At 61.9% G+C, this 22667-nt stretch carries 28 protein-coding genes; 14 read left to right on the plus strand and 14 right to left on the minus strand.

Annotation, left to right across the window (positions count from 1 at the left end; all coding sequences use genetic code 11):
• Window positions 1-64: 64 nt before the first annotated feature.
• The 3 genes from rpsI to zapE all read right to left on the minus strand — a co-directional run bounded on the left by rpsI (window position 65) and on the right by zapE (window position 2250).
• Window positions 65-457, minus strand: a complete 393-nt coding sequence (gene rpsI, locus ACT7DK_RS17365; protein ID WP_445401360.1) for a 30S ribosomal protein S9 — start codon at window positions 455-457, stop codon at window positions 65-67.
• Between the two features lie 15 nt (window positions 458-472).
• Window positions 473-901 carry a 50S ribosomal protein L13 gene (gene rplM, locus ACT7DK_RS17370; RefSeq protein WP_094039193.1) on the minus strand — a complete coding sequence of 143 codons (429 nt, stop codon included), beginning with the start codon at window positions 899-901 and terminating at the stop codon, window positions 473-475.
• 254 nt (window positions 902-1155) lie between these two features.
• Window positions 1156-2250, minus strand: coding sequence for a cell division protein ZapE (gene zapE / locus ACT7DK_RS17375; RefSeq protein WP_445401363.1), 1095 nt, complete (start codon window positions 2248-2250; stop codon window positions 1156-1158).
• A 213-nt stretch (window positions 2251-2463) separates the two neighbouring features.
• Between zapE and ACT7DK_RS17380 the strand changes: the two genes are divergently transcribed.
• Window positions 2464-3822 carry a Do family serine endopeptidase gene (locus ACT7DK_RS17380; protein WP_445401365.1) on the plus strand — a complete coding sequence of 453 codons (1359 nt, stop codon included), beginning with the start codon at window positions 2464-2466 and terminating at the stop codon, window positions 3820-3822.
• 96 nt (window positions 3823-3918) lie between these two features.
• Window positions 3919-5016, plus strand: a complete 1098-nt coding sequence (gene degS, locus ACT7DK_RS17385; RefSeq protein ID WP_445401367.1) for an outer membrane-stress sensor serine endopeptidase DegS — start codon at window positions 3919-3921, stop codon at window positions 5014-5016.
• A gap of 136 nt (window positions 5017-5152) precedes the next feature.
• On the opposite strand, the gene murA is transcribed toward degS, so the two are convergent.
• Genes murA through mlaF form a run of 7 tightly spaced genes read right to left on the minus strand, consistent with a single transcriptional unit; the run spans window position 5153 to window position 9670 of the window.
• Window positions 5153-6412, minus strand: coding sequence for a UDP-N-acetylglucosamine 1-carboxyvinyltransferase (murA, locus tag ACT7DK_RS17390; protein WP_445401369.1), 1260 nt, complete (start codon window positions 6410-6412; stop codon window positions 5153-5155).
• 13 nt (window positions 6413-6425) lie between these two features.
• Window positions 6426-6686, minus strand: coding sequence for a BolA family protein (locus ACT7DK_RS17395; protein ID WP_445401371.1), 261 nt, complete (start codon window positions 6684-6686; stop codon window positions 6426-6428).
• Window positions 6673-6957 (minus strand): STAS domain-containing protein, encoded by a 285-nt coding sequence (locus ACT7DK_RS17400; RefSeq protein WP_445401373.1) that lies wholly within the window; start codon window positions 6955-6957, stop codon window positions 6673-6675. The genes ACT7DK_RS17395 and ACT7DK_RS17400 overlap by 14 nt, the downstream gene beginning before the upstream one ends.
• A complete protein-coding gene (mlaC, locus tag ACT7DK_RS17405) occupies window positions 6954-7595 on the minus strand; it encodes a phospholipid-binding protein MlaC (protein WP_445401375.1) in 642 nt (213 codons plus the stop codon). The genes ACT7DK_RS17400 and mlaC overlap by 4 nt, the downstream gene beginning before the upstream one ends.
• Window positions 7596-7619: 24 nt before the next feature.
• Window positions 7620-8093: an outer membrane lipid asymmetry maintenance protein MlaD gene (gene mlaD / locus ACT7DK_RS17410; protein ID WP_445401377.1), complete on the minus strand. Its 474-nt coding sequence runs from the start codon at window positions 8091-8093 to the stop codon at window positions 7620-7622.
• A gap of 6 nt (window positions 8094-8099) precedes the next feature.
• Window positions 8100-8879, minus strand: a complete 780-nt coding sequence (mlaE, locus tag ACT7DK_RS17415; RefSeq protein ID WP_445401379.1) for a lipid asymmetry maintenance ABC transporter permease subunit MlaE — start codon at window positions 8877-8879, stop codon at window positions 8100-8102.
• Window positions 8873-9670, minus strand: a complete 798-nt coding sequence (gene mlaF, locus ACT7DK_RS17420) for a phospholipid ABC transporter ATP-binding protein MlaF (RefSeq protein ID WP_445401381.1) — start codon at window positions 9668-9670, stop codon at window positions 8873-8875. Before mlaF ends, mlaE begins: the two co-directional genes overlap by 7 nt.
• A gap of 200 nt (window positions 9671-9870) precedes the next feature.
• On the opposite strand from mlaF, the gene ACT7DK_RS17425 reads away from it, so the two are divergent.
• Genes ACT7DK_RS17425 through mgtE form a run of 11 tightly spaced genes read left to right on the plus strand, consistent with a single transcriptional unit; the run spans window position 9871 to window position 17952 of the window.
• Entirely contained in the window at window positions 9871-10845 is a 975-nt protein-coding gene (locus ACT7DK_RS17425; protein ID WP_445401383.1) for a KpsF/GutQ family sugar-phosphate isomerase, read from the plus strand.
• Window positions 10842-11396: a 3-deoxy-manno-octulosonate-8-phosphatase KdsC gene (kdsC, locus tag ACT7DK_RS17430; RefSeq protein WP_445402398.1), complete on the plus strand. Its 555-nt coding sequence runs from the start codon at window positions 10842-10844 to the stop codon at window positions 11394-11396. Before ACT7DK_RS17425 ends, kdsC begins: the two co-directional genes overlap by 4 nt.
• On the plus strand, window positions 11393-11941 hold the full coding sequence (lptC, locus tag ACT7DK_RS17435; protein WP_445401385.1) for an LPS export ABC transporter periplasmic protein LptC: 549 nt from the start codon (window positions 11393-11395) through the stop codon (window positions 11939-11941). The genes kdsC and lptC overlap by 4 nt, the downstream gene beginning before the upstream one ends.
• Window positions 11910-12443, plus strand: a complete 534-nt coding sequence (lptA, locus tag ACT7DK_RS17440; RefSeq protein WP_445401387.1) for a lipopolysaccharide transport periplasmic protein LptA — start codon at window positions 11910-11912, stop codon at window positions 12441-12443. Before lptC ends, lptA begins: the two co-directional genes overlap by 32 nt.
• Before the next feature lie 2 nt (window positions 12444-12445).
• Window positions 12446-13171: an LPS export ABC transporter ATP-binding protein gene (gene lptB / locus ACT7DK_RS17445; protein WP_445401389.1), complete on the plus strand. Its 726-nt coding sequence runs from the start codon at window positions 12446-12448 to the stop codon at window positions 13169-13171.
• 52 nt (window positions 13172-13223) lie between these two features.
• Complete coding sequence (locus ACT7DK_RS17450) at window positions 13224-14657, plus strand: RNA polymerase factor sigma-54 (RefSeq protein WP_445401391.1); 1434 nt, start codon at window positions 13224-13226, stop codon at window positions 14655-14657.
• A 24-nt stretch (window positions 14658-14681) separates the two neighbouring features.
• Window positions 14682-14969 carry a ribosome hibernation promoting factor gene (gene hpf / locus ACT7DK_RS17455; RefSeq protein ID WP_094039210.1) on the plus strand — a complete coding sequence of 96 codons (288 nt, stop codon included), beginning with the start codon at window positions 14682-14684 and terminating at the stop codon, window positions 14967-14969.
• Between the two features lie 2 nt (window positions 14970-14971).
• Entirely contained in the window at window positions 14972-15418 is a 447-nt protein-coding gene (ptsN, locus tag ACT7DK_RS17460) for a PTS IIA-like nitrogen regulatory protein PtsN (RefSeq protein ID WP_094039211.1), read from the plus strand.
• A gap of 10 nt (window positions 15419-15428) precedes the next feature.
• The gene (gene rapZ, locus ACT7DK_RS17465; protein WP_445401393.1) at window positions 15429-16295 is read left to right on the plus strand and encodes an RNase adapter RapZ; all 867 of its coding nucleotides are present in this window, start codon (window positions 15429-15431) and stop codon (window positions 16293-16295) included.
• Window positions 16282-16557, plus strand: a complete 276-nt coding sequence (locus tag ACT7DK_RS17470; protein ID WP_445401395.1) for an HPr family phosphocarrier protein — start codon at window positions 16282-16284, stop codon at window positions 16555-16557. Before rapZ ends, ACT7DK_RS17470 begins: the two co-directional genes overlap by 14 nt.
• Window positions 16558-16590: 33 nt before the next feature.
• Window positions 16591-17952: a magnesium transporter gene (gene mgtE / locus ACT7DK_RS17475; RefSeq protein ID WP_445401397.1), complete on the plus strand. Its 1362-nt coding sequence runs from the start codon at window positions 16591-16593 to the stop codon at window positions 17950-17952.
• Window positions 17953-18071: 119 nt separating this feature from the next.
• On the opposite strand, the gene pmbA is transcribed toward mgtE, so the two are convergent.
• On the minus strand, window positions 18072-19412 hold the full coding sequence (gene pmbA / locus ACT7DK_RS17480) for a metalloprotease PmbA (RefSeq protein ID WP_445401399.1): 1341 nt from the start codon (window positions 19410-19412) through the stop codon (window positions 18072-18074).
• A 102-nt stretch (window positions 19413-19514) separates the two neighbouring features.
• Between pmbA and yjgA the strand changes: the two genes are divergently transcribed.
• Window positions 19515-20036 (plus strand): ribosome biogenesis factor YjgA, encoded by a 522-nt coding sequence (yjgA, locus tag ACT7DK_RS17485; protein ID WP_445401401.1) that lies wholly within the window; start codon window positions 19515-19517, stop codon window positions 20034-20036.
• Window positions 20037-20094: 58 nt separating this feature from the next.
• Here the strand turns inward: yjgA and ACT7DK_RS17490 are convergent, their stop codons facing one another.
• The 3 genes from ACT7DK_RS17490 to ACT7DK_RS17500 form a co-directional block, all read right to left on the minus strand.
• Entirely contained in the window at window positions 20095-20283 is a 189-nt protein-coding gene (locus ACT7DK_RS17490) for a hypothetical protein (RefSeq protein WP_445401403.1), read from the minus strand.
• A gap of 114 nt (window positions 20284-20397) precedes the next feature.
• A complete protein-coding gene (tldD, locus tag ACT7DK_RS17495; protein ID WP_445401405.1) occupies window positions 20398-21843 on the minus strand; it encodes a metalloprotease TldD in 1446 nt (481 codons plus the stop codon).
• Entirely contained in the window at window positions 21840-22667 is an 828-nt protein-coding gene (locus ACT7DK_RS17500; RefSeq protein WP_445401407.1) for a carbon-nitrogen hydrolase family protein, read from the minus strand. Before ACT7DK_RS17500 ends, tldD begins: the two co-directional genes overlap by 4 nt.

Here is a 22667-nt window from a genome sequence, read left to right on the forward strand (position 1 = left end):
CGCGACTCCCCATACAGAAAGCCCGGGTAAACCCGGGCTTTGATATATAGAACTGCAATCCCAATTAACGCTTGGAGAACTGGGGACGCTTACGCGCTTTGTGCAGACCGACTTTCTTACGCTCGACGCGACGGGCGTCGCGGGTGACGAAGCCGGCTTTACGCAGGGCGCCACGCAGGGTTTCGTCGTATTGCATCAGGGCACGGGTAATGCCGTGACGGATAGCGCCGGCCTGACCGGAGATGCCACCACCGGCAACGGTGATGTACAGATCCAGCTTCTCGGTCAGTTCCACCAGTTCCAGCGGCTGACGTACCACCATGCGGGCGGTTTCACGACCGAAGTATTGATCCAGTGAGCGCTTGTTGATAACGATGTTACCGCTGCCCGGCTTTACGAATACGCGCGCAGTGGAGCTCTTGCGACGACCGGTACCGTAGTATTGAGTTTCTGCCATTTGCCTAATCCCGTCTTAGATGTCCAGTACTTGAGGTTGTTGCGCAGCGTGGTTGTGCTGGCTGCCCGCGAAGACTTTCATCTTGCGGAACATAGCACGACCCAGCGGGCCACGGGGCAGCATGCCGCGAACGGCAGACTCAATCACCATCTCGGGCTTGCGGTCGATCAGCTTCTCGAAGCTGATGGACTTGATGCCACCGGGGAAACCGGAGTGAGAGTAGTAGATTTTGTCTTCGGCTTTATTACCGGTCACCTGAACTTTCTCGGCATTGATCACGATGATGTAGTCACCGCAGTCAACATGGGGAGTAAATTCCGGCTTGTGCTTACCACGCAGGCGACGAGCGATCTCGGTGGCCAGACGACCCAGAGTTTTGCCCTCTGCATCAACAACATACCAGTCACGCTTTACGGTTTCTGGCTTAGCAACAAAAGTTTTCATGGATGAACCCAAATTACTGAATAATGAATCCTACACTTGCGCAGATGCGCAAAACACGACCAGACCTGCACCCCTTCGAGCACCAGTCTGCTTACTGTGATGCCACCTGATCGGTGGCTGTGTAACGTGGGCCGGGCGATTATAGGTAAAGTTGCCTTAAAAATCACCTGATAATTTCAATGCCCATTGAAATTAGTCGGCCCGCCCGCCCCTTCCCCGTGATCATGCCCTGATCCCGGGGGCGCATATTGTGACTAAGGAAGGTGCTCCCTGGCAAGATATTCATGGGATTGCATTTCGGTCAGCCGGGAAAGGCAGCGTTTGAACTCGAAATTGAGCCGGCCTTGGCCGTAGAGCTGCGCCATCGGCACCGCCGCCGAGATGATCAGCTTGACATGGCGTTCGTAGAATTCGTCGACCATGGCGATAAAACGGCGGGCGGCATCGTCGCTGTCCAGCCCCATCGGCATGACGTTGGCCAGCAGCACCGAGTGATAGCAGCGCGCCAGCTCGATATAGTCGAATTGGGAGCGGGCCGTGCAGCACAGCTCCTGGAAGTCGATATAGAGCACCCCGTCCCCTTCCGCAATGGTCTTGAGGCGGCGATGATTGATCTCGATACTCCCTCCCCAGCTACCCGGCTCGTTGGTCAGCCGGGCGAAATACTGCTCCAGGTTGGTCTTGGCCTGGGCGTCCAGAGGCGAGTGATAGATTTCCGCCTGCTCCAGGGTACGCAGCCGGTAATCCACGCCCGAGTCGACGTTAACCACCTCGCAGTTTTCCTTGATCAGCGCTATCGCCGGAAGGAAACGGGCACGCTGCAGACCATTGCGATAGAGTTCGTCCGGCGGAATATTGGAGGTGGCCACCAGTATGACCCCATGCCCGAACAGATACTGGAACAGGGTCCCCAGTATCATGGCGTCGGTGATGTCGGACACAAAGAACTCATCGAAGCAGATCACCCGCGCCTCCCGCGCCAGCCGCTCGGCCACCACCTTGAGCGGATCGGCCTGGCCCTTGAGGGTTTTCAGCTCGTCATGCACCCGTCCCATAAAGCGGTGGAAGTGCACCCTGAGCTTGTTGTCGAACGGCAGGCAATCGTAGAAGGTATCCACCAGGTAGGTCTTGCCCCGACCGACGCCGCCCCAGAAATAGAGTCCCTTGACCGCCTGCCGCAGCACCGGCTTGCCGGTCAGTTTCTGCCACAGGCTGAGCCTGGGCTCTTCCCGGGGCACCCTCAGTTCATCGAACAGCCGCTGCAGGTGGGACACGGCCATGGCCTGGGCGGCATCGCGGACAAAATCGGGGCGGCCGAGATCCGCCTGGTATTTTTCGTTCGGGGTCATTAGGGTATATGGCAACGATTGGGGGCCCCAGTGTAAATGCCCTGTCCCTCGATGAGCAAGTCCCTACCAGGACAGGGGCTTGATCTTCCATGCGAAAGCCACAATTAATGATGATGAAGTAATTGCGGCCATGTCGGAACTCTTGCCGCTCGGTTCCGGTCAGATGGAACAATTTCCCTGAATATCATATCCAGTCCAGTTAGGAGCATGTGCATGAAAGGTCGTCTCCCCCTCGTATCCGCCCTGGCCCTGAGCCTGGGACTGGCGGTACTGCCTGCCGCCCAGGCCGCCCTGCCGTTTGGGGCCGGTTCTGAAATCAACAGCCTGGCTCCGGTGGTGGAAAAGGTCAGCCCCGGCGTGGTCAACATCTCGGTCTCCGGCAGCAAGGTCAGCCGCCAGGTATTGCCCGAACCTTTCCGCTTCTTCTTCGGGCCCGATATGCCGGGCGAACAGGTCCAGGAGAGGCCCTTCCAGGCCCTGGGCTCCGGTGTCATCATCGACGCCCGGCAGGGTTATGTGATCACCAACAACCACGTGATCGAAGATGCCGACAAGATACTGATCACCCTGATCGACGGGCAGGAATACGAGGCGGAGCTGATCGGCGCCGACAAGCAGTCTGATATTGCCCTGCTCAAGGTGGAAGCCAAGGATCTGGTGGAGATCGCCTTCGCCGATTCCGACCGCCTCAGAGTCGGTGATTTCGCCATCGCCATCGGCAATCCCTTCGGTCTGGGCCAGACCGTCACCACCGGCGTGATCAGCGCCCTGGGCCGCTCCGGCCTCAACGTGGAAAACCTGGAAAACTTCATCCAGACCGATGCCGCCATCAATTCCGGCAACTCGGGCGGCGCCCTGCTCGACCTGGAAGGCAAGCTGGTCGGCATCAACACCGCCATCCTGGGGCCGGGCGGCGGCAACATCGGTATCGGTTTCGCCATTCCCGCCAACATGGTCAAGAACCTGGTCGACCAGATCCTCGAATACGGCGAGGTGCGTCGCGGCGTACTGGGGGTCATGGGGGGGGAGCTGACCTCGGAGCTGGCCCGTACCTTCGGCTATCGCAGCCAGCACGGCGCCTTCGTCAGCCAGGTGCTGGAAAACTCCGCCGCCGCCAAGGCCGGGCTGAAGGCCGGTGACATCATCGTCAGCCTGGACGGCCAGCCGATCCGCTCCTTCAGCGAGCTGAGAGCCAAGGTCGCGACCATGGGCGCGGACAAGACGGTGACCCTGGGACTGTTCCGGGATGGCAAGGAGCAGCGATTGGACGTGACCCTGACCCGGGCCGATGAAGCCAATATCCAGGCCAATACCCTGCACGAGTCCCTGGAAGGAGCGGCACTGGCCAACACCGGCAGCGGCGATCCGGTGCAGGGCGTCAAGATCACCGAGGTGACCTCCCGTTCCCCGGCGGCCCTGTCCGGCCTGGAGAAGGACGACATCATCATCGGTGTCAACCGCCAGCGGGTACGCGACCTCAACGACCTGCGCCAGATCATCCAGGGCAAGCCCGCGGTGATCGCACTCAACATCCAGCGTGGCAACTCCTCCATCTATCTGGTGCTCAGATAACCGCTTGATGTCGAAGGGAGTCTGCCAAGTGGCAGACTCCCAAGCCCACCACTTTGATGTTATGCTGGAGTCATTCAACGGCAATCACTACACTCCATGCGGCTATCTTCAGTGCTCAAGTTCCTGCTTCAGTCGATCCTTGCCGGGGTGCTGATGGCAGCATTGCTGCTGTTGCTGTTCCCCCAGCTGCGCACCCAACCCCTGGAGCACTGGTGGCGCAACCAGCAGGTGGGCATATCCAGTTTCTCCCAGGCGGCCAGCCGCGCCGGGCCCGCCGTGGTCAACATCTACACCCGCAGCTTCCAGCGCGGTACCGAGGTCCCCGAGCTCAGCGCCTCCGGGCTGGGATCGGGTGTCATCATGTCGGAGCAGGGCTATATTCTCACCAATTACCACGTGATCGCCGATGCAGACCAAGTCATCGTTGCGCTGCAGGACGGCCGCATCATCGCCGGGGAAGTCACCGGCTTCGATGTGCCCACAGACCTGGCGGTGCTGAAGGTCGAGGCCAACCAATTGCCGGTGATCCCCCAGGATCCCAACCTCAATCCCAAGGTCGGTGACATCGTCCTGGCCATCGGCAACCCCTACAACGTCGGCCAGACCATCACCCAGGGCATCATCAGCGCTACCGGCCGCACCGGCCTGTCGAGCATGGGACCGGACAGCAACGGCCGCCAGGATCTGCTGCAGACCGATGCCGCTATCAATGCCGGCAATTCCGGCGGCGCCCTGGTCAATGTGTACGGGGAAATGGTGGGCATCAATACCGCCTCCTTTCAGAGCCTGGCCCACCAGGAAAGCTACGGCATCAACTTCGCCATCCCCTACGCCCTGGCCCACCGCATCATGCAGGAGCTGATCGCTCATGGCCGGGTGATCCGCGGCTACCTGGGTATCGGTGGCGCCGACATTCCGCCGGTGACGGCCCAACTGCTCAATCTGGGGGAACGCTCAGGTATCTATGTTGAATCGGTGAGTAGCGGCGGACCGGCGGATCAGGCGGGAATACAGGGGGGAGACGTGCTGCTGGAAATCGATGGCAAGCCGCTTGTCAATGCACGTCATGCCATGGACCTGGTTGCCGAGACCCGTCCCGGTACCGAGATCGACATCACCCTGTTACGGGCCGGTCAGATCCGGAGTGTCAAGGTACACATCGAAGAAGACAGCCGCTTTCAGCGGCTGCGCTGACGCGAGCGCTGGAAGCTGGAAGCCCATTATTGCAGACTGAAAATACAAAAGGGGAAGACCAACATTGTCTTCCCCTTTTCACAGGTTCAGCAAACCACTCGGGCAGCTGATCGCTTCTAGCTTACGGCTTCCGGCTTTAGTTGCCTTTGACCCGCTCTATCTTGCCGCCCAGGCCGGACAGCTTGGCCTCAATGTCCTCGTAGCCCCGATCGATATGGTAGATGCGATCCACCGTGGTGGTGCCCTGGGCAACGAAGCCGGCCAGCACCAGGCTGGCGGAAGCGCGCAGATCCGTGGCCATGACGGTGGCGCCGGTCAGCTGCTCGGTGTCGCCGCAGATGGCCAGGTTACCGTTGAGTTCGATATTGGCGCCCATGCGGTTGAGCTCGGGCACATGCATGAAGCGGTTCTCGAAGATGGTTTCGGTCACCCGCCCCACCCCCTTGGCCACGGCGTTGAGCACGGTGAACTGGGCCTGCATGTCGGTGGGAAAGGCCGGATAGGGCGCGGTCTTGATATCCACCGGCTTGAGCACCCGGTTGCTCATGTCGAGGCGGATCCAGTCTTCACCGGTTTCCACCAGGGCCCCCGCGTCCTTCAGCTTGACCAGCACCGCTTCCAGCAACCGCGGATCCGTGTTGCGGCAGGTGATGTCGCCGCCGGTAATGGCCGCTCCCACCAGGAAGGTTCCGGTTTCAATCCGGTCCGGCTGGACCCGGTAGTCGCCACCGTGCAGGGCCTCGACTCCGTCGATGATCAGGGTGTCCTGGCCGATGCCCTGGATCCTGGCGCCCAGGGTGTTGAGGAAGTGGGCCAGATCCACCACTTCCGGCTCCCGGGCCGCGTTCTCGATAATGGTGCGTCCCTCCGCCAGTACCGCCGCCATCATCAGGTTCTCGGTGCCGGTGACGCTGACCATGTCCATCAGGATATGGGCGCCCTTGAGCCGGCCGTCGACCCGGGCCTTGATGTAGCCGTCCTCTACCCGGATGCGCGCGCCCATCTGCTCCAGGCCGTGGATATGCAGGTTGACCGGACGGGCACCGATGGCACAGCCACCGGGCAGGGACACATCCGCCTTGCCGAAACGGGCCACCAGGGGGCCCAGAGCCAGAATGGAGGCACGCATGGTGCGAACCAGCTCGTAGGGCGCCACATGACTGTTGACGGCCCCGGCCAGCACGGTGACGTCACCGTTGACACTGACGGTCACGCCCATGGAGGCCAGCAGCTGCAGGGTGGTATCCACGTCTTTCAGCCGAGGCACATTGGTCAGGTGCACCGCCTCGTCGCACAGCAGGGTACCGAAGAGTATCGGCAGGGCGGCATTCTTGGCGCCGGAAATGGTGACCTCGCCCGCCAGGCGGCAAGGTCCCTGAATCTTGAATTTGTCCATCTCGGCTCCTACATCAGGACGGCATGATAAATTTTCGCTCTCGGGCCCACTGCTCGGGAGTAAAGGTTTTGATGCTCAGCGCGTGGATGGCGTTTTGGGCGATCAGCTCCATCAAGGGACCGTTGATCGCCTGCTGGCGCTTGAGCCGGCTCATGTCGGCAAAGGCGGCGGAGACCGCAATCACCTCGAAATGGCTGCCTTCGCTTTTGACATAGAGCTCGTCCAGGGACAGGGCCTCCCGCAATAAGCGCTCGACTTCGTTATTCAGATCCATTTTTGCTCCCGGAAGGGTTGTCGGTCAGTTCAAACAGGGAACCGACCCCATATAAATCGGCAAGGGGGTAGAAACTGGCCGGCGGCGACAACAGGGTCAGGGTCTTGCCCTCCGTGGCCAGCGCCTGGCTCCACTGCACCAGGAACGCCAAACCCACCGAATCCAATTGCTCCACGCCGTCCAGCGCCACCCGGTCAAGGGTAAAGAGAGACTGCCGCTCGGCCCAGTAAGCCGGCAGTTCGTCCCTGGTTAGAGCGCGTTCGAGTCTCATTCAGACCGTTCCAACGGGGTCACCGGCCGCTTGGTGTGATCCTGCAGCTGGCGGGTCACCGCATCGATGCCGTTCTGGCGGATAAGGCCGCTCAGCTCGGTCTGCTTGGCGGACAGCAGGCTGATGCCCTCGGCCACCATGTCAAACACCCGCCATTCCCCGGTACGGGTATTCTGGCGCAGTTTGAATTCCACCATGATGTCCGGCTTATTCGGCTCCTTCACGGTCACCGGCACCGTCACCAGGCGCTCGCCCTCGGCCACGCTGCCGCTGCCGATATCCAGGGTCTGATTGTTATAGGCCGCCAGGGCATCCGCATAGGTCACCACCAGATAGTCGCTGAAGGCGCCCACGAAACGCTCGCGCTGCTCCGGGGTGGTGCTGTTGAGCTGGTTGCCGATCACCCGGAAGGCGGAAAAGCGTACGTCCACCGCCGGCAGCATCTCCTCCCGTACTATGATGCGCAGGTGCTCGGGATCGGCCTTGATCTGGGCCTGCTCCCGGTTGAGACGATCGAAGGTTTTCTGGGCCACGTCGCTCATCAGGGTGTAGGGATCGGAAAAAGTGGCCGAGGCGGTCAGGGGCGCCCACAGGCTTCCCAGGGCCAGCAGCCAGGAAATCAGTAGTTTTTTCATCATCACTCCTCAGGGTTTCCCAATGGATCAGTTGTTGCCGATGGAATAGATAAACTTGCCGATCAGCTCTTCCAGCACCAGGGCCGACTGGGTGTGGGCGATGGTATCACCGTCCGCGAGCAGGCCTATCCCCATCTCTTCGTCGGCGAAACCGGGATTAAGGCCCAGGTACTGCTCCCCGAGCAGGCCGGAGGTAAGGATGGAGGCGGTACTGCTCTCGGCAAAGTCACCGGCCTCCTTGTTGAGCACTAGGGTCACCACCGGCACCTGATCCCGGGGATCCAGGCCGATCTGGCTGACCCGGCCCACCACCACACCGCCGACCTTGACCGGGGAGCGGACCTTGAGGCCGCCGATATTATCGAACTTGGCATAGAGGGTATAGGTTTCCCCCTGATTGTTGAGGCTCACCCCCGCCACCTTGAACGCCAGCAGCAGCAGGGCACCTATCCCGGCCAGCATGAAGCAGCCGACGCTGAATTCCAGTTTGCTGTATTTCATTATTGTCTACCCGAACATGACGGCGGTCAGCACGAAATCGAGCCCCAGCACCGCCAAAGATGAATGCACCACTGTCTTGGTGGTCGCCTGACTGATGCCCGCGGCCGTCGGCCGGGCATCGAAACCGTTGAACAGGGCGATCCAGGTCACCACCAGGGCGAACACCAGACTCTTGACGAAACCTTGCATGATGTCTTCCTGCCAGTCTACCGCGGCCTGCATGGCCGACCAGAACCCGCCTTCGTCCACCCCCAGCCAGTCGACCCCCACCAGCTTGGCCCCCCAGATGCCGACGATGCTGAATATGAAAGCCAGCAGCGGCATGCTGATGAAGCCGGCCCAGAAACGCGGCGCCACCACCCGTCGCAGGGGATCTATGCCCATCATCTCCAGGCTGGAGAGCTGCTCGGTGGCCTTCATCAACCCCAGCTCCGCGGTCAGGGCCGAACCGGCCCGGCCGGCAAACAGCAGGGCGGTCACCACGGGGCCCAGCTCCCGCAGCAACGACAGGGAGACCAGGGGCCCCAGGCTGCCTTCGGCGCCGAAGTCCACCAGCACGTTGTAGCCCTGCAGGGCCAGCACCATGCCGATGAAAAGGCCGGACACCAGTATGATGGCCACCGACTGCACGCCCACCACCTGCAACTGCTGCACCAGCAACGGAAAATGCTTCTTCGGCTGGGGGCGTCCCACCAGGGCGTGCAGCAGCATGACACCGGCGCGGCCGACCGCGGTCACTCCGCTGACGCCTTGGCGCCCCAGCCGCCCTATCAGTTCGATCAACATAGTTTCAACGACTCCCTGAATGCCGGGGCCGGATAGTGAAAAGGAACGGGCCCGTCGGCCTGGCCTTGCAGGAACTGGATCACCCGGGGATCCTGGTGTTGCTGCAACTCGGCCGGCGTCCCCGCCGCGACCACCTGTCTATTGGCGATGATGTAGGCGTAATCGGCGATGCTCATCACCTCGTCCACATCGTGAGTCACGATGATGGAGGTCAGCCCCTGGGCCCGGTTCAGCTCAGAAATCAGCTTTACCAGTACGCCCATGCTGATCGGATCCTGGCCGGCGAAGGGCTCGTCATACATGATCAAGTCCGGATCCAGGGCGATGGCCCTGGCCAGGGCGGCCCGCCGGGCCATGCCGCCGGACAGTTCGGCCGGATACAGTGCCGCCGCGCCCCGCAGCCCCACCGCCTCCAGCTTCATCAGCACCAGGGTGCGGATGATGGCTTCGGGCAGGCCGCTGTGCTCGCGCAGCGGAAAGGCCACGTTGTCGAATACCGACAGGCCGGTGAACAGGGCGCCGCTCTGAAACAGCATGCCCATACGCCGACGCACCCGATACAGTCGGGCGCGGCTCAGGGCAGGGACCGAGGCCCCGTCGAACAAGACGTCGCCGCTGTCGGGCTTGAGCTGACCGCCGATCAGGCGCAGCAAGGTGGTCTTCCCTATGCCACTCGGCCCCATGATGGCGGTGATCCTGCCCTTGGGGATCTGCAGGCTGATCCTGTCGTACAGGGTACGTTCCCCGTGGCTGAAACAAAGATCCCGTATCTCGACAAGGCTCTGGTTCAAACTGATCCCCCGCAAAAAAGAAAGAATTGTATGGGTTCCCCGGCGGATGGGCAACCGAGCCGGTGCTTTTTCCTGGGCCGCTGCGCCACCCCCTGTCCCGGCTGGGGACCGTATCCCAGGGTGCCAGATACCTCGCCGCGCCAGTCGCTTATCGGCACAAGCTTTTCTATAATGGCGCCGCCTAAGGTGTGGAGAGAGCTATGTCAGCCGAATTTGATTACCGTAAAACCGCCCAGCGTGTGCTGGATATTGAAAAGGCGGCCATCGACGGCCTTTATCAATATCTTGACCAAGACTTCGACGAAGCCTGCCGGCTGATGTTTTTATGCCGGGGTAAGATCATCGTCACCGGCATGGGCAAGTCGGGACACATCGCCAACAAGATTGCCGCCACCCTGGCCAGTACCGGTACCCCGGCGTTTTTTGTCCACCCCGGCGAGGCCAGCCACGGCGACCTGGGCATGATAGGCCAGGCCGACGTGGTGCTGGCCCTGTCCAACTCCGGCGAGAGTGAAGAGATCCTCGCCCTGCTGCCGGTGCTCAAGCGCCGTGGGCTCAAGCTGATCTGCCTGACCGGCAACCCCGGCTCCACCATGGCCAGGGAAGCCGATGTGCACCTGTGCACCCGAGTCGAGCAGGAAGCCTGCCCCCTCGGCCTGGCGCCCACCGCCAGCACTACCGCCACCCTGGTGATGGGAGACGCCCTGGCCGTGGCGTTGCTGGAAGCCCGGGGCTTCACCGCCGACGACTTCGCCCTGAGCCATCCCGGGGGAGCACTGGGCAAGCGCTTGCTATTACGGATCGGCGATCTGATGCACAAGGGCGACCGGGTGCCCAGGGTCGGCCCTCACACCCTGATCATCGAGGCCTTGCTGGAAATCGGCCGTACCGGACTCGGCTTTACCGCCGTGGTCGACGAGCGGGAGCGGCTGATCGGCATCTATACCGACGGTGACCTGCGCCGCACCCTGGATCACAAGATTGATGTCCACCACACCACCATAGAGCAGGTCATGACCCGCCACTGTACCACCGTCAAGCCCCAACTGCTGGCGGCCGAGGCGGTCAAACTGATGGAGGAGAAGAAAATCAGCGGCCTGCTGGTGGTGGACGAAGAAAACCGGCCGGTGGGTGCCTTCAACATGCATGACCTGTTACGGGCGGGAGTGATCTGATGGAACAACAGACTCTTTATGGCCCCGTTTCCACTACCCTGTGGCAGCGGTTGGCCGATATCCGCCTGCTGATCTGCGACGTGGACGGGGTGCTGTCGGACGGCATGATCTACCTGGGCAACCAGGGCGAGGAATACAAGAGCTTCTGCACCAAGGACGGCTTCGGCATCAAGGCGCTGCTCAACGCCGGTATCCAGGTGGCAGTGATCACCGGGCGGGACTCGCGTATCGTCAGCGAGCGCATGGCCTCCCTGGGGGTCCGTCACGTCTATCAGGGGCAGGGAGACAAGAGCCACAGCTACAAGGCTTTGCTGGACACGCTCAAGCTCAAGCCCGTGCAGGTGGCCTATGTCGGTGATGATGTGGTCGACTTGGCCGTCATGCGCGACTGTGGCCTGGGGGTCGCGGTGCTGGACGCCCATCCCCTGGTGCTGCAACAAGCCGACTATGTCACCCGTATTCGCGGTGGTCATGGCGCCGTGCGTGAAGTCTGCGACCTGATCCTGGCGTCGAGGGGCGAGCTGGCCAATGCCAAGGGCATGAGCCTATGAGTCGCCAGACCTGGCTGTTCGGCGGCCTCTTCCTCGCTGCGCTCGTCGCCTGGCAATGGTTCAGGCCCGCCGGCCCGGACCCGCTCAGTGAGCAGGACTACCAGCCGGACTTCATTGCCCGCGGCTTGGCCAGCATCCAGTACAACCAGCTCGGCCTGCCCTATCGGGGACTGGAGGCGGAGTATGCGGAATACTACGATCCGCTGTCCATGACCCTGATGGAAAAACCTGTTATCTTGCTCTATTCGCCCGATGGCCAGCCCCAGTGGCGATTGCGGGGAGACGAAGGCATCATCAATACCGGCGACAACGCGGTGATGGTCGGCAATGTGGTCGGCCGGGGCCTGCTTCCGGACGCCCTGGTGGAAACCCTGACCACCGAATACCTGGAACTGGATTTTATCAACAACCAGCTGCGCTCCAACCGGGACGTGCAGTTGAGCAGCCCGCACTACCAGGCCCAGGGCCAGGGCCTGCTGGGCACCCTTGATCAACAGACGGTGGAACTACTGCATGAAACCCGGGCAACTTACTTCAATCCTTAGCGTGGGCGGCCTGCTGGCCCTGGGCCTGGGCCTGGCCGAGGCCAGGGAATCGGACTTCCGCCAGCCGGTCACCATCGACGCCGGACGCCAGCTGGTGGAACTGGCCGACAACAAGGTGACCTTCAGCGATCAGGTGGTGGTCAAGCAGGGCACCATAGACGTACGTGCCGACCGGCTGGTGGTGATCCGCACCGAGCAGGGTCTGCAGTCCATGACCGCCCACGGTTCCCCGGCCACCTATAACCAGATCCTGGACAACGGCCGGCCGGTTCAGGCCGAAGCGCGGGAGATCCACTACGACATGCGCGCCCGCACCATTACCCTGCTGCAGGATGCCAAACTGCAGCAGAACGACAACATCGTCACCGGCTATCGCATCCGCTACCACATCGATAGGGAGCAGATGGAGGCGGAAAGCCAGGGCGGCCAGGACCGGGTCACCACCATCTTCCTGCCCGAGCAACTGCAGAACCTCGACAACCAGGAACAGGACCAGGATTGAGCATGGCGACACTCAAAGCACGCGGCCTGCAGAAAAGCTACAAGGGACGCCAGGTAGTGGCCGACGTCAGCCTGACCGTCAACACCGGCCAGATCGTCGGCCTGCTCGGCCCCAATGGCGCCGGCAAGACCACCTCCTTCTACATGATAGTGGGCCTGGTGCAGCGAGATGCGGGCAGTATCACCATCGATGACCAGGACATCAGCCTCAATCCCATGCACCTGCGGGCGCGGGCCGGTATCGGCTATCTGCCCCAGGAAGCCTCCATCTTCCGCCGTCTGAGCGTGGCCGACAACCTGATGGCGGTGCTGGAAACCCGCAAGGATCTGGACGCCATTGGCCGCGACGAGAAAATGGAGCTATTACTGGAAGAGTTTAATATTACTCATATCCGCGACAGCCTGGGGATGAGCCTGTCCGGTGGTGAACGGCGTCGAGTGGAAATCGCGCGGGCCCTGGCGGCCGATCCTCGCTTCATCCTGCTGGATGAGCCCTTCGCCGGGGTGGACCCGATTTCGGTCATCGACATCAAGAAGATTATTCTGCACCTGCGCGATCGCGGCCTCGGCGTGTTGATTACCGATCACAATGTGCGGGAAACCCTGGATGTGTGTGAACGGGCTTATATCGTCAGCCATGGTCATCGCATCGCCGCCGGCACCCCGGCCGAGATCCTCGCCGACGAGCAGGTCAAGAAAGTCTATCTTGGTGAACAATTCAGCCTCTGAGCAGGCTCCGTATCATGACAGTGCGGTCGATATAGAAGGACTTTTTTAAAAGATGAAGCCAACTCTTCAGTTACGTTTGGGCCAGCAGCTGACCATGACACCCCAGTTGCAACAGGCGATCCGTCTGCTGCAACTCTCCAGCCTGGAGCTGCAGCAGGAGATCCAGCAAGCCCTGGAGAGCAACCCGTTACTGGAGCAGGAAGAGCCGGAAACCATCGACGTGGCCGAGCCCCGCCACGAAGAGCAGATGGCCGCCGATACCGCCATGGAGCAGAGCCAGCTGTCCGACGAGCTGCCCATGGACACCAACTGGGAAGAGCTCTATACCGCTTCTTCCGGCGCCGGCGGCGGCCTGCCCGAAGGCGCCGAGGACACCGTCTACCAGGGTGAGACCACCGAAACCCTGCAGGATTACCTGCTGTGGCAGATGCGTCTCACCCCCTTCAGCGACACCGATCAGGCCATCGCCCTGGCCATCATCGATGCCATCGACGAGGCCGGCTACCTCACCATAGACGTGCCCGACATCCTCGAAGCGGTGACCGGCGACGAACTGGACATCGAGGCGGACGAGGTGGAGGCGGTGCTCAAGCGCATCCAGCACTTCGACCCCATAGGGGTGGCGGCCCGCAGTGTACAGGAATGCCTGCGCATCCAGCTTGAGCAGTTCCCCCCCGATACTCCCTGGCTGCAGCAAGCCCGGGAGGTGATCAACCAGCACATGGATCTGCTCGGCAACCGTGACTACCGCACCCTACAGCGCAAGGCCAAGCTGAAGGAGGAAGAGCTCAAGGAAGTGCTGGCGCTGATCCAGCAGCTCGAACCCAGACCCGGTCATACCGTCATCCAGAGCAGCTCCGAATACGTGATCCCCGACGTGGTAGTGACCAAACGCAACGGCGCCTGGGTGGCGGAGCTGAACCCGGAGGCCATGCCGAAAGTGAAGCTGAACCAGACCTATGCCGCCATGGCCCGGCAACCGCGCAACAACGAGGATGGCCAGTTTATCCGCAACCATCTGCAGGATGCCAAATGGTTCCTCAAGAGCCTGGAAAGCCGAAATGAGACCCTGCTCAAGGTTGCCAATTGTATTGTCGAGCAACAACAGGCATTCTTTGAGTATGGCGAGGAAGCGATGAAGCCCATGGTGCTGAACCATGTGGCCGAGGCGGTGGAAATGCACGAGTCCACCATCTCGCGGGTAACCACCCAGAAGTTCCTGCACACCCCTCGGGGGGTGTTCGAGTTGAAGTACTTCTTCTCCAGCCATGTGGGAACCGACGACGGTGGCGAATGCTCCTCGACGGCGATTCGCGCCCTGATCAAGAAACTGGTCGGGGCGGAAAACCCGGCCAAGCCGCTGAGCGACAGCAAGATCGCCCAGTTGCTGGCCGAACAGGGGATACAGGTGGCCAGGCGAACCATCGCCAAGTACCGGGAGTCACTGGCCATCCCCCCTTCCAATCAGCGTAAACGCCTGGTTTAAAGGCAGACCAAGAAGGAAGACGTTATGCAAATAAACCTGACTGGACACCATGTGGAAATCACGGACTCACTGCGTGACTATGTGAACAGCAAATTTTCCAAGCTGGAGCGTCACTTCGACCACATTACCAATGCGCACGTCATCCTCAACGTGGAAAAACTGCAACAGATCGCCGAAGCCAAGCTGAACGTCAGTGGCGGCGAAGTCTTCGCCAACTCCCAGCACGAAGACATGTACGCGGCCATCGACGGCTTGATCGACAAGCTGGATCGCCAGATCATCAAACACAAAGAGAAACTCAAGCAAAAATAACCATGGAAGTCGCCGACATACTGAGCAGGGACTGCACTCGCAGTGCGGTTCCCTGCACAAGCAAGAAACGAGCTCTGGAAATCATCAGTGAGCTGGCCGCCCAACACCTGAACATCAGCAGCCAGCAGCTGTTCGATTGCCTGCTGGCCCGGGAAAAAATGGGCAGCACCGGCATCGGCAATGGTATCGCCATTCCCCATGGCCGTATCAGCGATGACAACAAGGCGACCGCCGTACTACTCACCTTTGCCGAGCCGGTGGAGTTCGATGCCATCGACAACCAGCCGGTCGGCCTGGTTTTTGCCCTGCTTGTTCCCGAGCAGGAGTGCAAACAGCACCTCAAGACGCTGTCATTGATTGCCGAAAAGCTCAGCAACAAGCAGGTGTGCAAACAGCTGCGCCAGGCCGGCAGCGATGACGAACTCTATCAGATCATGATCTCCGCCTGAGGATAGCGCCATGCAGCTGGTGATCGTCAGTGGTCGTTCCGGTTCGGGTAAAACCGTGGCCCTGCGAGTACTCGAGGATTTGGGCTATTACTGCGTCGATAACCTCCCCGTCGAGCTATTGCCGGAGCTGGTACAGATGCGCCGGCACAAGCCGGGCGAAGTGGCGGTCAGCATCGACGTGCGCAACCTGCCCGACAGCCCCGACAAGCTGGAAGCCTGCCTGGCCGAAGTCAGCGCCATGGAAGGAGTCAGCCTGTCCAGCATCTTTATCGATGCCGACAACGCCGCCCTGATCCGTCGCTTTGGCGATACCCGCCGGCTGCATCCCCTGTCCCGCCACAGCCTGACCCTGGACGAGGCGATCCGGGAAGAGACTCACCTGCTGGCCCCCCTGTCTTCCGCGGCGGATCTGCGCATCGATACCTCCAGCCTCAGCATCCATGATCTGAGCGAGATCATCCGCGAACGCATCCTCGGCAAGAAGGAGCGGGAACTGAACTGGGTGTTCGAGTCGTTCGGCTACAAGTATGGGGTGTCCAAGGACGCCGACTTCGTGTTCGATGCCCGCTTCCTGCCCAATCCCCACTGGATTGCGGAGCTGCGCCCCTTCACCGGGCTCGACGAGCCGGTGGCCAACTATCTGGCCGGGCAGCCCGAGGTGATGAAATACCTGTGGCAGATAGAAAACTTGCTGACCACCTGGATGCCGCATCTGGAGCGCAACAATCGCAGCTATGTCACCGTGGCCATCGGCTGTACCGGCGGCCAGCACAGATCGGTATTTATCGCCGAGCAACTCGCCCGGGTATTCAGGCAGATGGGGAAGAATGTGCAACTTCGTCACAGAACACTGGAAAAACGCAATGCCGAGAATTGAACGGGATCTGGAAATCGTTAACAAACTGGGACTGCATGCCCGGGCCGCCATCCAGCTGGTCCAATTAACGCAACAATTCGATGCTATCGTCACCGTCTGTAACCAGGACAAGCAGGCCCCGGCCAGCAGCGTGATGGGACTCCTGATGCTGGAAACCGCCCAGGGCCACGCCATCCGGGTGGTGGCCGAAGGACCGGACGCGGAGGCGGCGATGGAGGCCGTGGCCCGGCTGGTGGCCGACCGTTTCAACGAATCAGAATAAGACACTCTCTCCGTCCCTCGACCCGGAGCCCGGATGACCGAGCCACTAGACCAACCCAGGACGCCAGATCAGCTGGATAGCATCACTCAGGCCCTGAACAGCGGCATGTTCGTGCATGTGAGGCGCATGTTGCAGCAGATGCGCCCGGGTGATGTGGCCTGGCTACTCGAATCCTCCCCCTCGCCCAGCCGCAAGGTGTTGTGGCAGCTGGTCGATCCCGACGACTACGGCGAGATCCTGGAGGAGCTGTCGGAAGAGGTACGTGAAGGCATCATCCGGCTGATGGATCCGGACAAGCTGGCCATCGCCCTGGAGGACATGGAGTCGGACGATCTGGCCTATGTGCTGCGGGATCTGCCCGAACAGCTGTTCAACCAGGTACTGGACCGGATGGACGAGCAGGACAGGCAGCGGGCCGAACAGGCCCTGTCCTATCCGGAAGACACCGCCGGCTCCCTGATGAACACCGAGTTCATCACCCTGCGGCCTGACGTGACCATAGACGTGGTGCTGCGCTACCTGCGCCGCCACAGCGAGCTGCCCGAAGGCACCGATACCCTCTATGTGGTAGATCAGCACAACCGCCTGCTGGGGGACATGTCCCTGGCCAGCCTGGTGGTGCAGGCGCCCACCGCCACGGTGGCGGAAGTAATGGATACCTCGGTGGAAGCCATTCCGCTGACCATGTCCGACACCGAGGTGGCCAACCTGTTCGAACGCCATGACTGGCTGTCGGCGCCGGTGGTGGACGAGGAACGCCGCCTGTTGGGCCGGATCACCATCGACGACGTGGTGGACATCATCCGGGAGGAAGGGGAACACTCCATGATGGGCATGGCCAAGATGGCCGACGACGAAGATACCTTCGCGCCGGTGCTGACCAGCGCCCGCCGCCGCTCCGTCTGGCTCACCGTCAACCTCTGCACGGCCCTGGCCGCCGCCAGCGTGTCCAATATGTTCGAAGAGACCCTGGCCCAGTTGGCCACCCTGGCGATACTGATGACCATAGTGCCGTCGATGGGCGGCATCGCCGGCAACCAGACCCTGGCGCTGGTGATCCGCGGCATGGCGGTGGGCCATATCGGCGACAGCAATGCCCGCTGGCTGCTGGCCAAGGAGGCCATGGTGGGCCTGATCAACGGTATGCTGTGGGCGCTGATGATCGCCCTGGTGGTCAGCCTGTGGAAAGGCAGCTGGCAGATCGGCCTGGTGATAGCGGCGGCCATGTTCATCAACCTGTCGGTGGCGGGCATGGCCGGCGCCATGATCCCGCTGGCGATGCGCAAGCTCAACATAGATCCGGCTCTGGCCGGCTCCATGGCCCTGACCACCATCACCGATATCGTCGGCCTGCTGTCCTTTCTGGGACTGTCGACACTGATCCTGCTGAACTGAAGCCGGAAGCCGGAAGCCGGAAGCCGGAAGCCTTAAGACTGCCACCTCGGCCATGGACGACAAAGGGCCGCATAGGCGGCCCTTTCTTATCGCTTCCAGCTTCACGCTTCCGGCTTTCTTTATTGCCCTGCGATCTTCATCTGCTCGATCAGTACGGAGCCGGTCTGCAGGCTGGAGCGGGTTTCCACGTCGGTGCCGATGGCCTGGATGCCGGCGAACATCTCCTTCAGGTTACCGGCGATGGTGATCTCCTCCACCGGGTAGGCGATTTCGCCGTTTTCCACCCAGAAGCCGGCGGCGCCACGGGAATAGTCGCCGGTGACGATGTTGACCCCCTGGCCCATCATCTCGGTCACCAGCAGGCCGGAGCCCATCAGCTTCAGCAGTTGCTCCAGACTCTGGCCGCTGCTCGACACCCGCCAGTTGTGGATACCACCGGCGTGGCCGGTGAGCGGCAATCCCAGCTTGCGTGCCGAGTAGCTGGTCAGCAGGTAGCTCCTGAGCTCGCCCCCTTCGATGATATGACGGTCGTGAGTACGCACCCCTTCGTTGTCGAAGGGGGCGCTGGCCAGGCCTTTGTCCAGATGCGGCTGCTCATGAATGTCGAGCCAGTCCGGGAAAATGCGGTTGCCGAGGGCATCGAGCAGAAAGGAAGACTTGCGGTAGAGGTTGCCGCCGCTGATCCCCATTACCAGATGTCCGAACAGGCCCGAAGCCACATCCGGATGGAATAGCACCGGCGCCCGGGTGGTGCCGATCTTGCGCCCGCCCAGGCGTCCCAGGGTGCGGCTGATCGCCTCGTCCGCCACCCGCTCCGGGGTCCAGAGATCCTCGAAGCTGCGTGCCGAGGTGTAACCGTACTCCCGCTGCATGTCACCGTCCTGCTCGCCGATCAGCACACAGCTCAGGCCGAAGCGGCTGCCGGTATAGCCCTTGATGAAACCGTGGCTGTTGCCATACACCTTGATGCCCAGGTTGCTGGAAAAGCTGGCCCCATCGGACTGCTTGATGCGGCTGTCCCGTCCCAGGGCATGTCGCTCGCAGCGCAGCGCCAGCTCGATGCCATCCGCCGGCTCCAGGGACTGGGGAAAGCACAGCGCCAGCTCCGGTGCGTCCCAGGCCAGTTCTGCGGCCTCGGCGATGCCGGCGAAGGGATCCACTGTGGTGTAGCGGGAAATGTCCAGTGCCGCCGCCACGGTGCGGGCGATGGCGTCGGGGCGCAGATCGGAGGTGGAGGCCGACCCCTTGCGTCCCTCCCGATAGACAGCTATCCCCAAGGCGCCGTCCTTGTTGAACTCGATGTTTTCCAGTTCGCCGTTGCGGGTATTGACCGACAGGCCGGTCTGCTTGCTGATGGACACTTCCGCCGCCTCGGCCCCCAGTCGCTTGGCCGCTTCCAGGGCTTGCTCTACCGCCAGTTCGAGCTGGCGCTGTTCGGTTTGAATCTCTTCCGGGGTCATAATCAAATCGCTGGCTCTGTTTGGAGTTAGCATAACAGACCCCTGCGCCCCTTGGGAGAAGCTGGTACTATATATGTAAATCTTTGTTGAGACGGAAACGCCATGCGCCACCACGACGAGCAGCCCGACCACGATGACGACATCGAGTGGGTCAGTAAGAGCGAAATGAAGCGGGAAAGCCACGCCCTGCAACAACTGGGGGAGTCCCTGGTCAAACTCAAGCCCAGCGAGCTGGCCAAGGTGCCGCTGGACGAAGAGCTGCAGGACGCCATCGCCCTGGCGCACCGCCTCGGCAACAAGCGGGAGGCCCTGCGCCGGCACCTGCAGTTTATCGGCAAGCTGATGCGCAGCCGGGACGTGTCCGCCATCCAGGAAGCCCTGGCCGCCTTCGATCACAAGAGCGCCCTGGCCAACGCCCATTTCCACAAGCTGGAGCTATGGCGGGATCGGCTGATCAGGGAAGGAGACAAGGGGGTGGACGCCCTGCTGGCGGAATACCGGGAGCTGGATCGACAGAAGCTGCGGCAGCTGGCCCGCCAGGGTCGCAAGGAGCTGGCCGCCAACCTGCCTCCCAAGGCGTTCCGTGAGCTGTTCCAATACCTGAAGCAGCACATAGTGCAGTGAACAACATAACGGGAGCCGTGGCTCCCGTTATGACTTATGAGGTAAAGCATTCAACGGCTCAGAAGCACATGTCCGCCGGTTTTTTACCCATTTTTTTCTGAATGGCGCATTCGCGGTTATCCACGCCGTCGCCTTGCGCCATTTCCTGCACCACGGGTTGCCGCATGTCCAGCACGGTACCGGCCTGCACCGGCATCAACATCAACCCAAGAACAGAGGCGAAGGCTATCGATAGCAAGGTTTTCATCTTTATTGCCTCCAGATATTACCGCATCAGCGGCAACAATGATTAGACCCAGGTCCCTGCCCCATTCACACAAAAAAAGCCTTTCCACTAATGGTTGATAATTGACCACCCCAATTATTGGGTGCCCCCGACGGTCATGCGATCCAGCTTGAGGGTCGGTTGCCCCACCCCCACCGGCACGCTCTGGCCATCCTTGCCGCACACCCCAACCCCGGTATCCAGGGCCAGATCGTTACCCACCATGGACACCTGGCTCATGGCCTCGGGACCGTTGCCGATCAGGGTCGCACCCTTGATCGGCGCGGTCAGCTTGCCATCCTCGATCAGATAGGCCTCGGAGGCCGAGAACACGAAACGGCCGGAGGTGATGTCCACCTGGCCACCGCCGAAATTGGGCGCATAGATGCCTTTCTTCACGCTGCGGATGATCTCTTCCGGCGGCGTCTGCCCCGGCAGCATGTAGGTGTTGGTCATGCGCGGCATCGGCAGGTGGGCATAGGACTCGCGCCGGCCGTTACCGGTCGGCGCCATCTGCATCAGCCGGGCATTGAGCTTGTCCTGCATGTAGCCCTTGAGGATACCGTTCTCGATCAGCACGTTGTAGCCACTGGCTGTGCCCTCGTCGTCGATGGAGAGCGATCCCCGCCGGTTGGCCAGGGTGCCGTCGTCCACTATGGTGCACAGGGGCGAGGCCACCCGCTCACCGATGCGGCCGGAATAGGCGGAGGAGCCCTTGCGGTTGAAATCGCCTTCCAGGCCGTGGCCCACCGCCTCGTGCAGCAGCACCCCTGGCCAGCCGGCGCCCAGCACTACCGGCATGGTGCCGGCGGGGGCGTCCACCGCCTCCAGGTTGACCAGGGCCTGGCGCACCGCCTCCTTCACATAGCCCAGGGCCCGGGGCTGACCGTCCACTTCCTCCAGGAAATAGTCGTAGCCGACCCGGCCGCCGCCGCCGCTGCCGCCCCGTTCCCGCCGGCCGTTGCGCTCCGCCAGCACCGAGCAGTTGAGCCGCACCAGGGGACGCAGGTCCGTAGCCAGGGTACCGTCGGTGGCCAGCACCAGGATTTCCTCGTACACCCCGGAGATCGAGGCGATCACCTGGGTCACCGCCGGATCCAGGCTGCGGGCGAAGGCGTCCATCTGCTGCAGCAGGGCGATCTTCTGCTCCCGCCCCAGGCTGTCGAGGGGATTGAGTCCCAGGTAGCGGGCGGTCACCGGCTGCTCCCGGCCAATCTGGAAGCGGCCGTCGCCGCCATGCTCGGCGATGCCGCGGGCGGCGCTCACCGCCTGATCCAGGGCGGCGGCGGTGAGTTCATCGGAGTAGGCGAAGCCGGTCTTTTCGCCGCTGACGGCCCTGACCCCCACGCCCTGCTCGATGTTGTAACTGCCGTCCTTGACGATGCCGTCTTCCAGCACCCAGGACTCGTGCACGCTGTTCTGGAAGTAGAGATCGGCGAAATCGATCTGGTGCCGGCACAGGCGAGCCAGTTGGGCATCCAGCAGGGCCATGTCCAGGTCGTTGGGGGCCAGCAGGCTGCGGTTGATCTGTTCAATACTCATGCTTTGTCTCTCCAAACCGCGCTCAGGCGGGCGTGTTGGGCCACCGGCATCTGCCGACGGATGCTGGCCAGTCGTTCCGGATCCAGGGGAGCAACGATCAGTCCCTCCCCCTTCGGCAGGCAGGCCTGGATGTCCCCCCAGGGATCCAGGATCAGGGAATGCCCCCAGGTCTGCCGACCACCGCCATGCTCCCCGTATTGGGCCGCGGCCAGCACATAGCACTGGTTCTCGATGGCCCTGGCCTGCAGCAGAGGCAGCCAGTGGGCCTGGCCGGTGATCCGGGTAAAGGCGGCGGGCACCATCAGGATCTCGGCACCCCGTTCCCGCATTGCCCGGTACAACTCGGGAAAGCGCACATCATAACAGATGGAAAGCCCCAGGCGGCCGAAGGGGCTGTCGATCACGCACAACTCGTCGCCGGGGGCATAGGTGGCCGACTCCTGGTAACGGCCATGGCCATCGGCCACCTCCACGTCGAACAGGTGTACCTTGTGGTAGTGGGCCACCCGCTCTCCTTTATCGTTATAGACCAGGCTGGTGGAATGGAGCTTGTCGCTGCCCTCGATCAGGGTCGGCATGGAGCCCACCAGCAGCCAGATCCCCAGTTCCCTGGCCCAGCGGGCGAAGGTCGCCTGTACCGGCCCCTGACCCAAGGGCTCGGCCAACCGCTGGGCCGCTTCCCTGCCGCCAAACACAGCGGCGTTTTCCGGCAGTTGCACCAGCAGAGGCCGGGCCGGCGGCAACTGCTGCAACAGCTGCTCCAGCCTGGCCCGGTTGGCCGCCCATTCGGGCCCGGCATTCAGTTGTATCGCCACCAGTTCCAT

It is taken from the genome of Zobellella sp. An-6, from assembly GCF_052487945.1.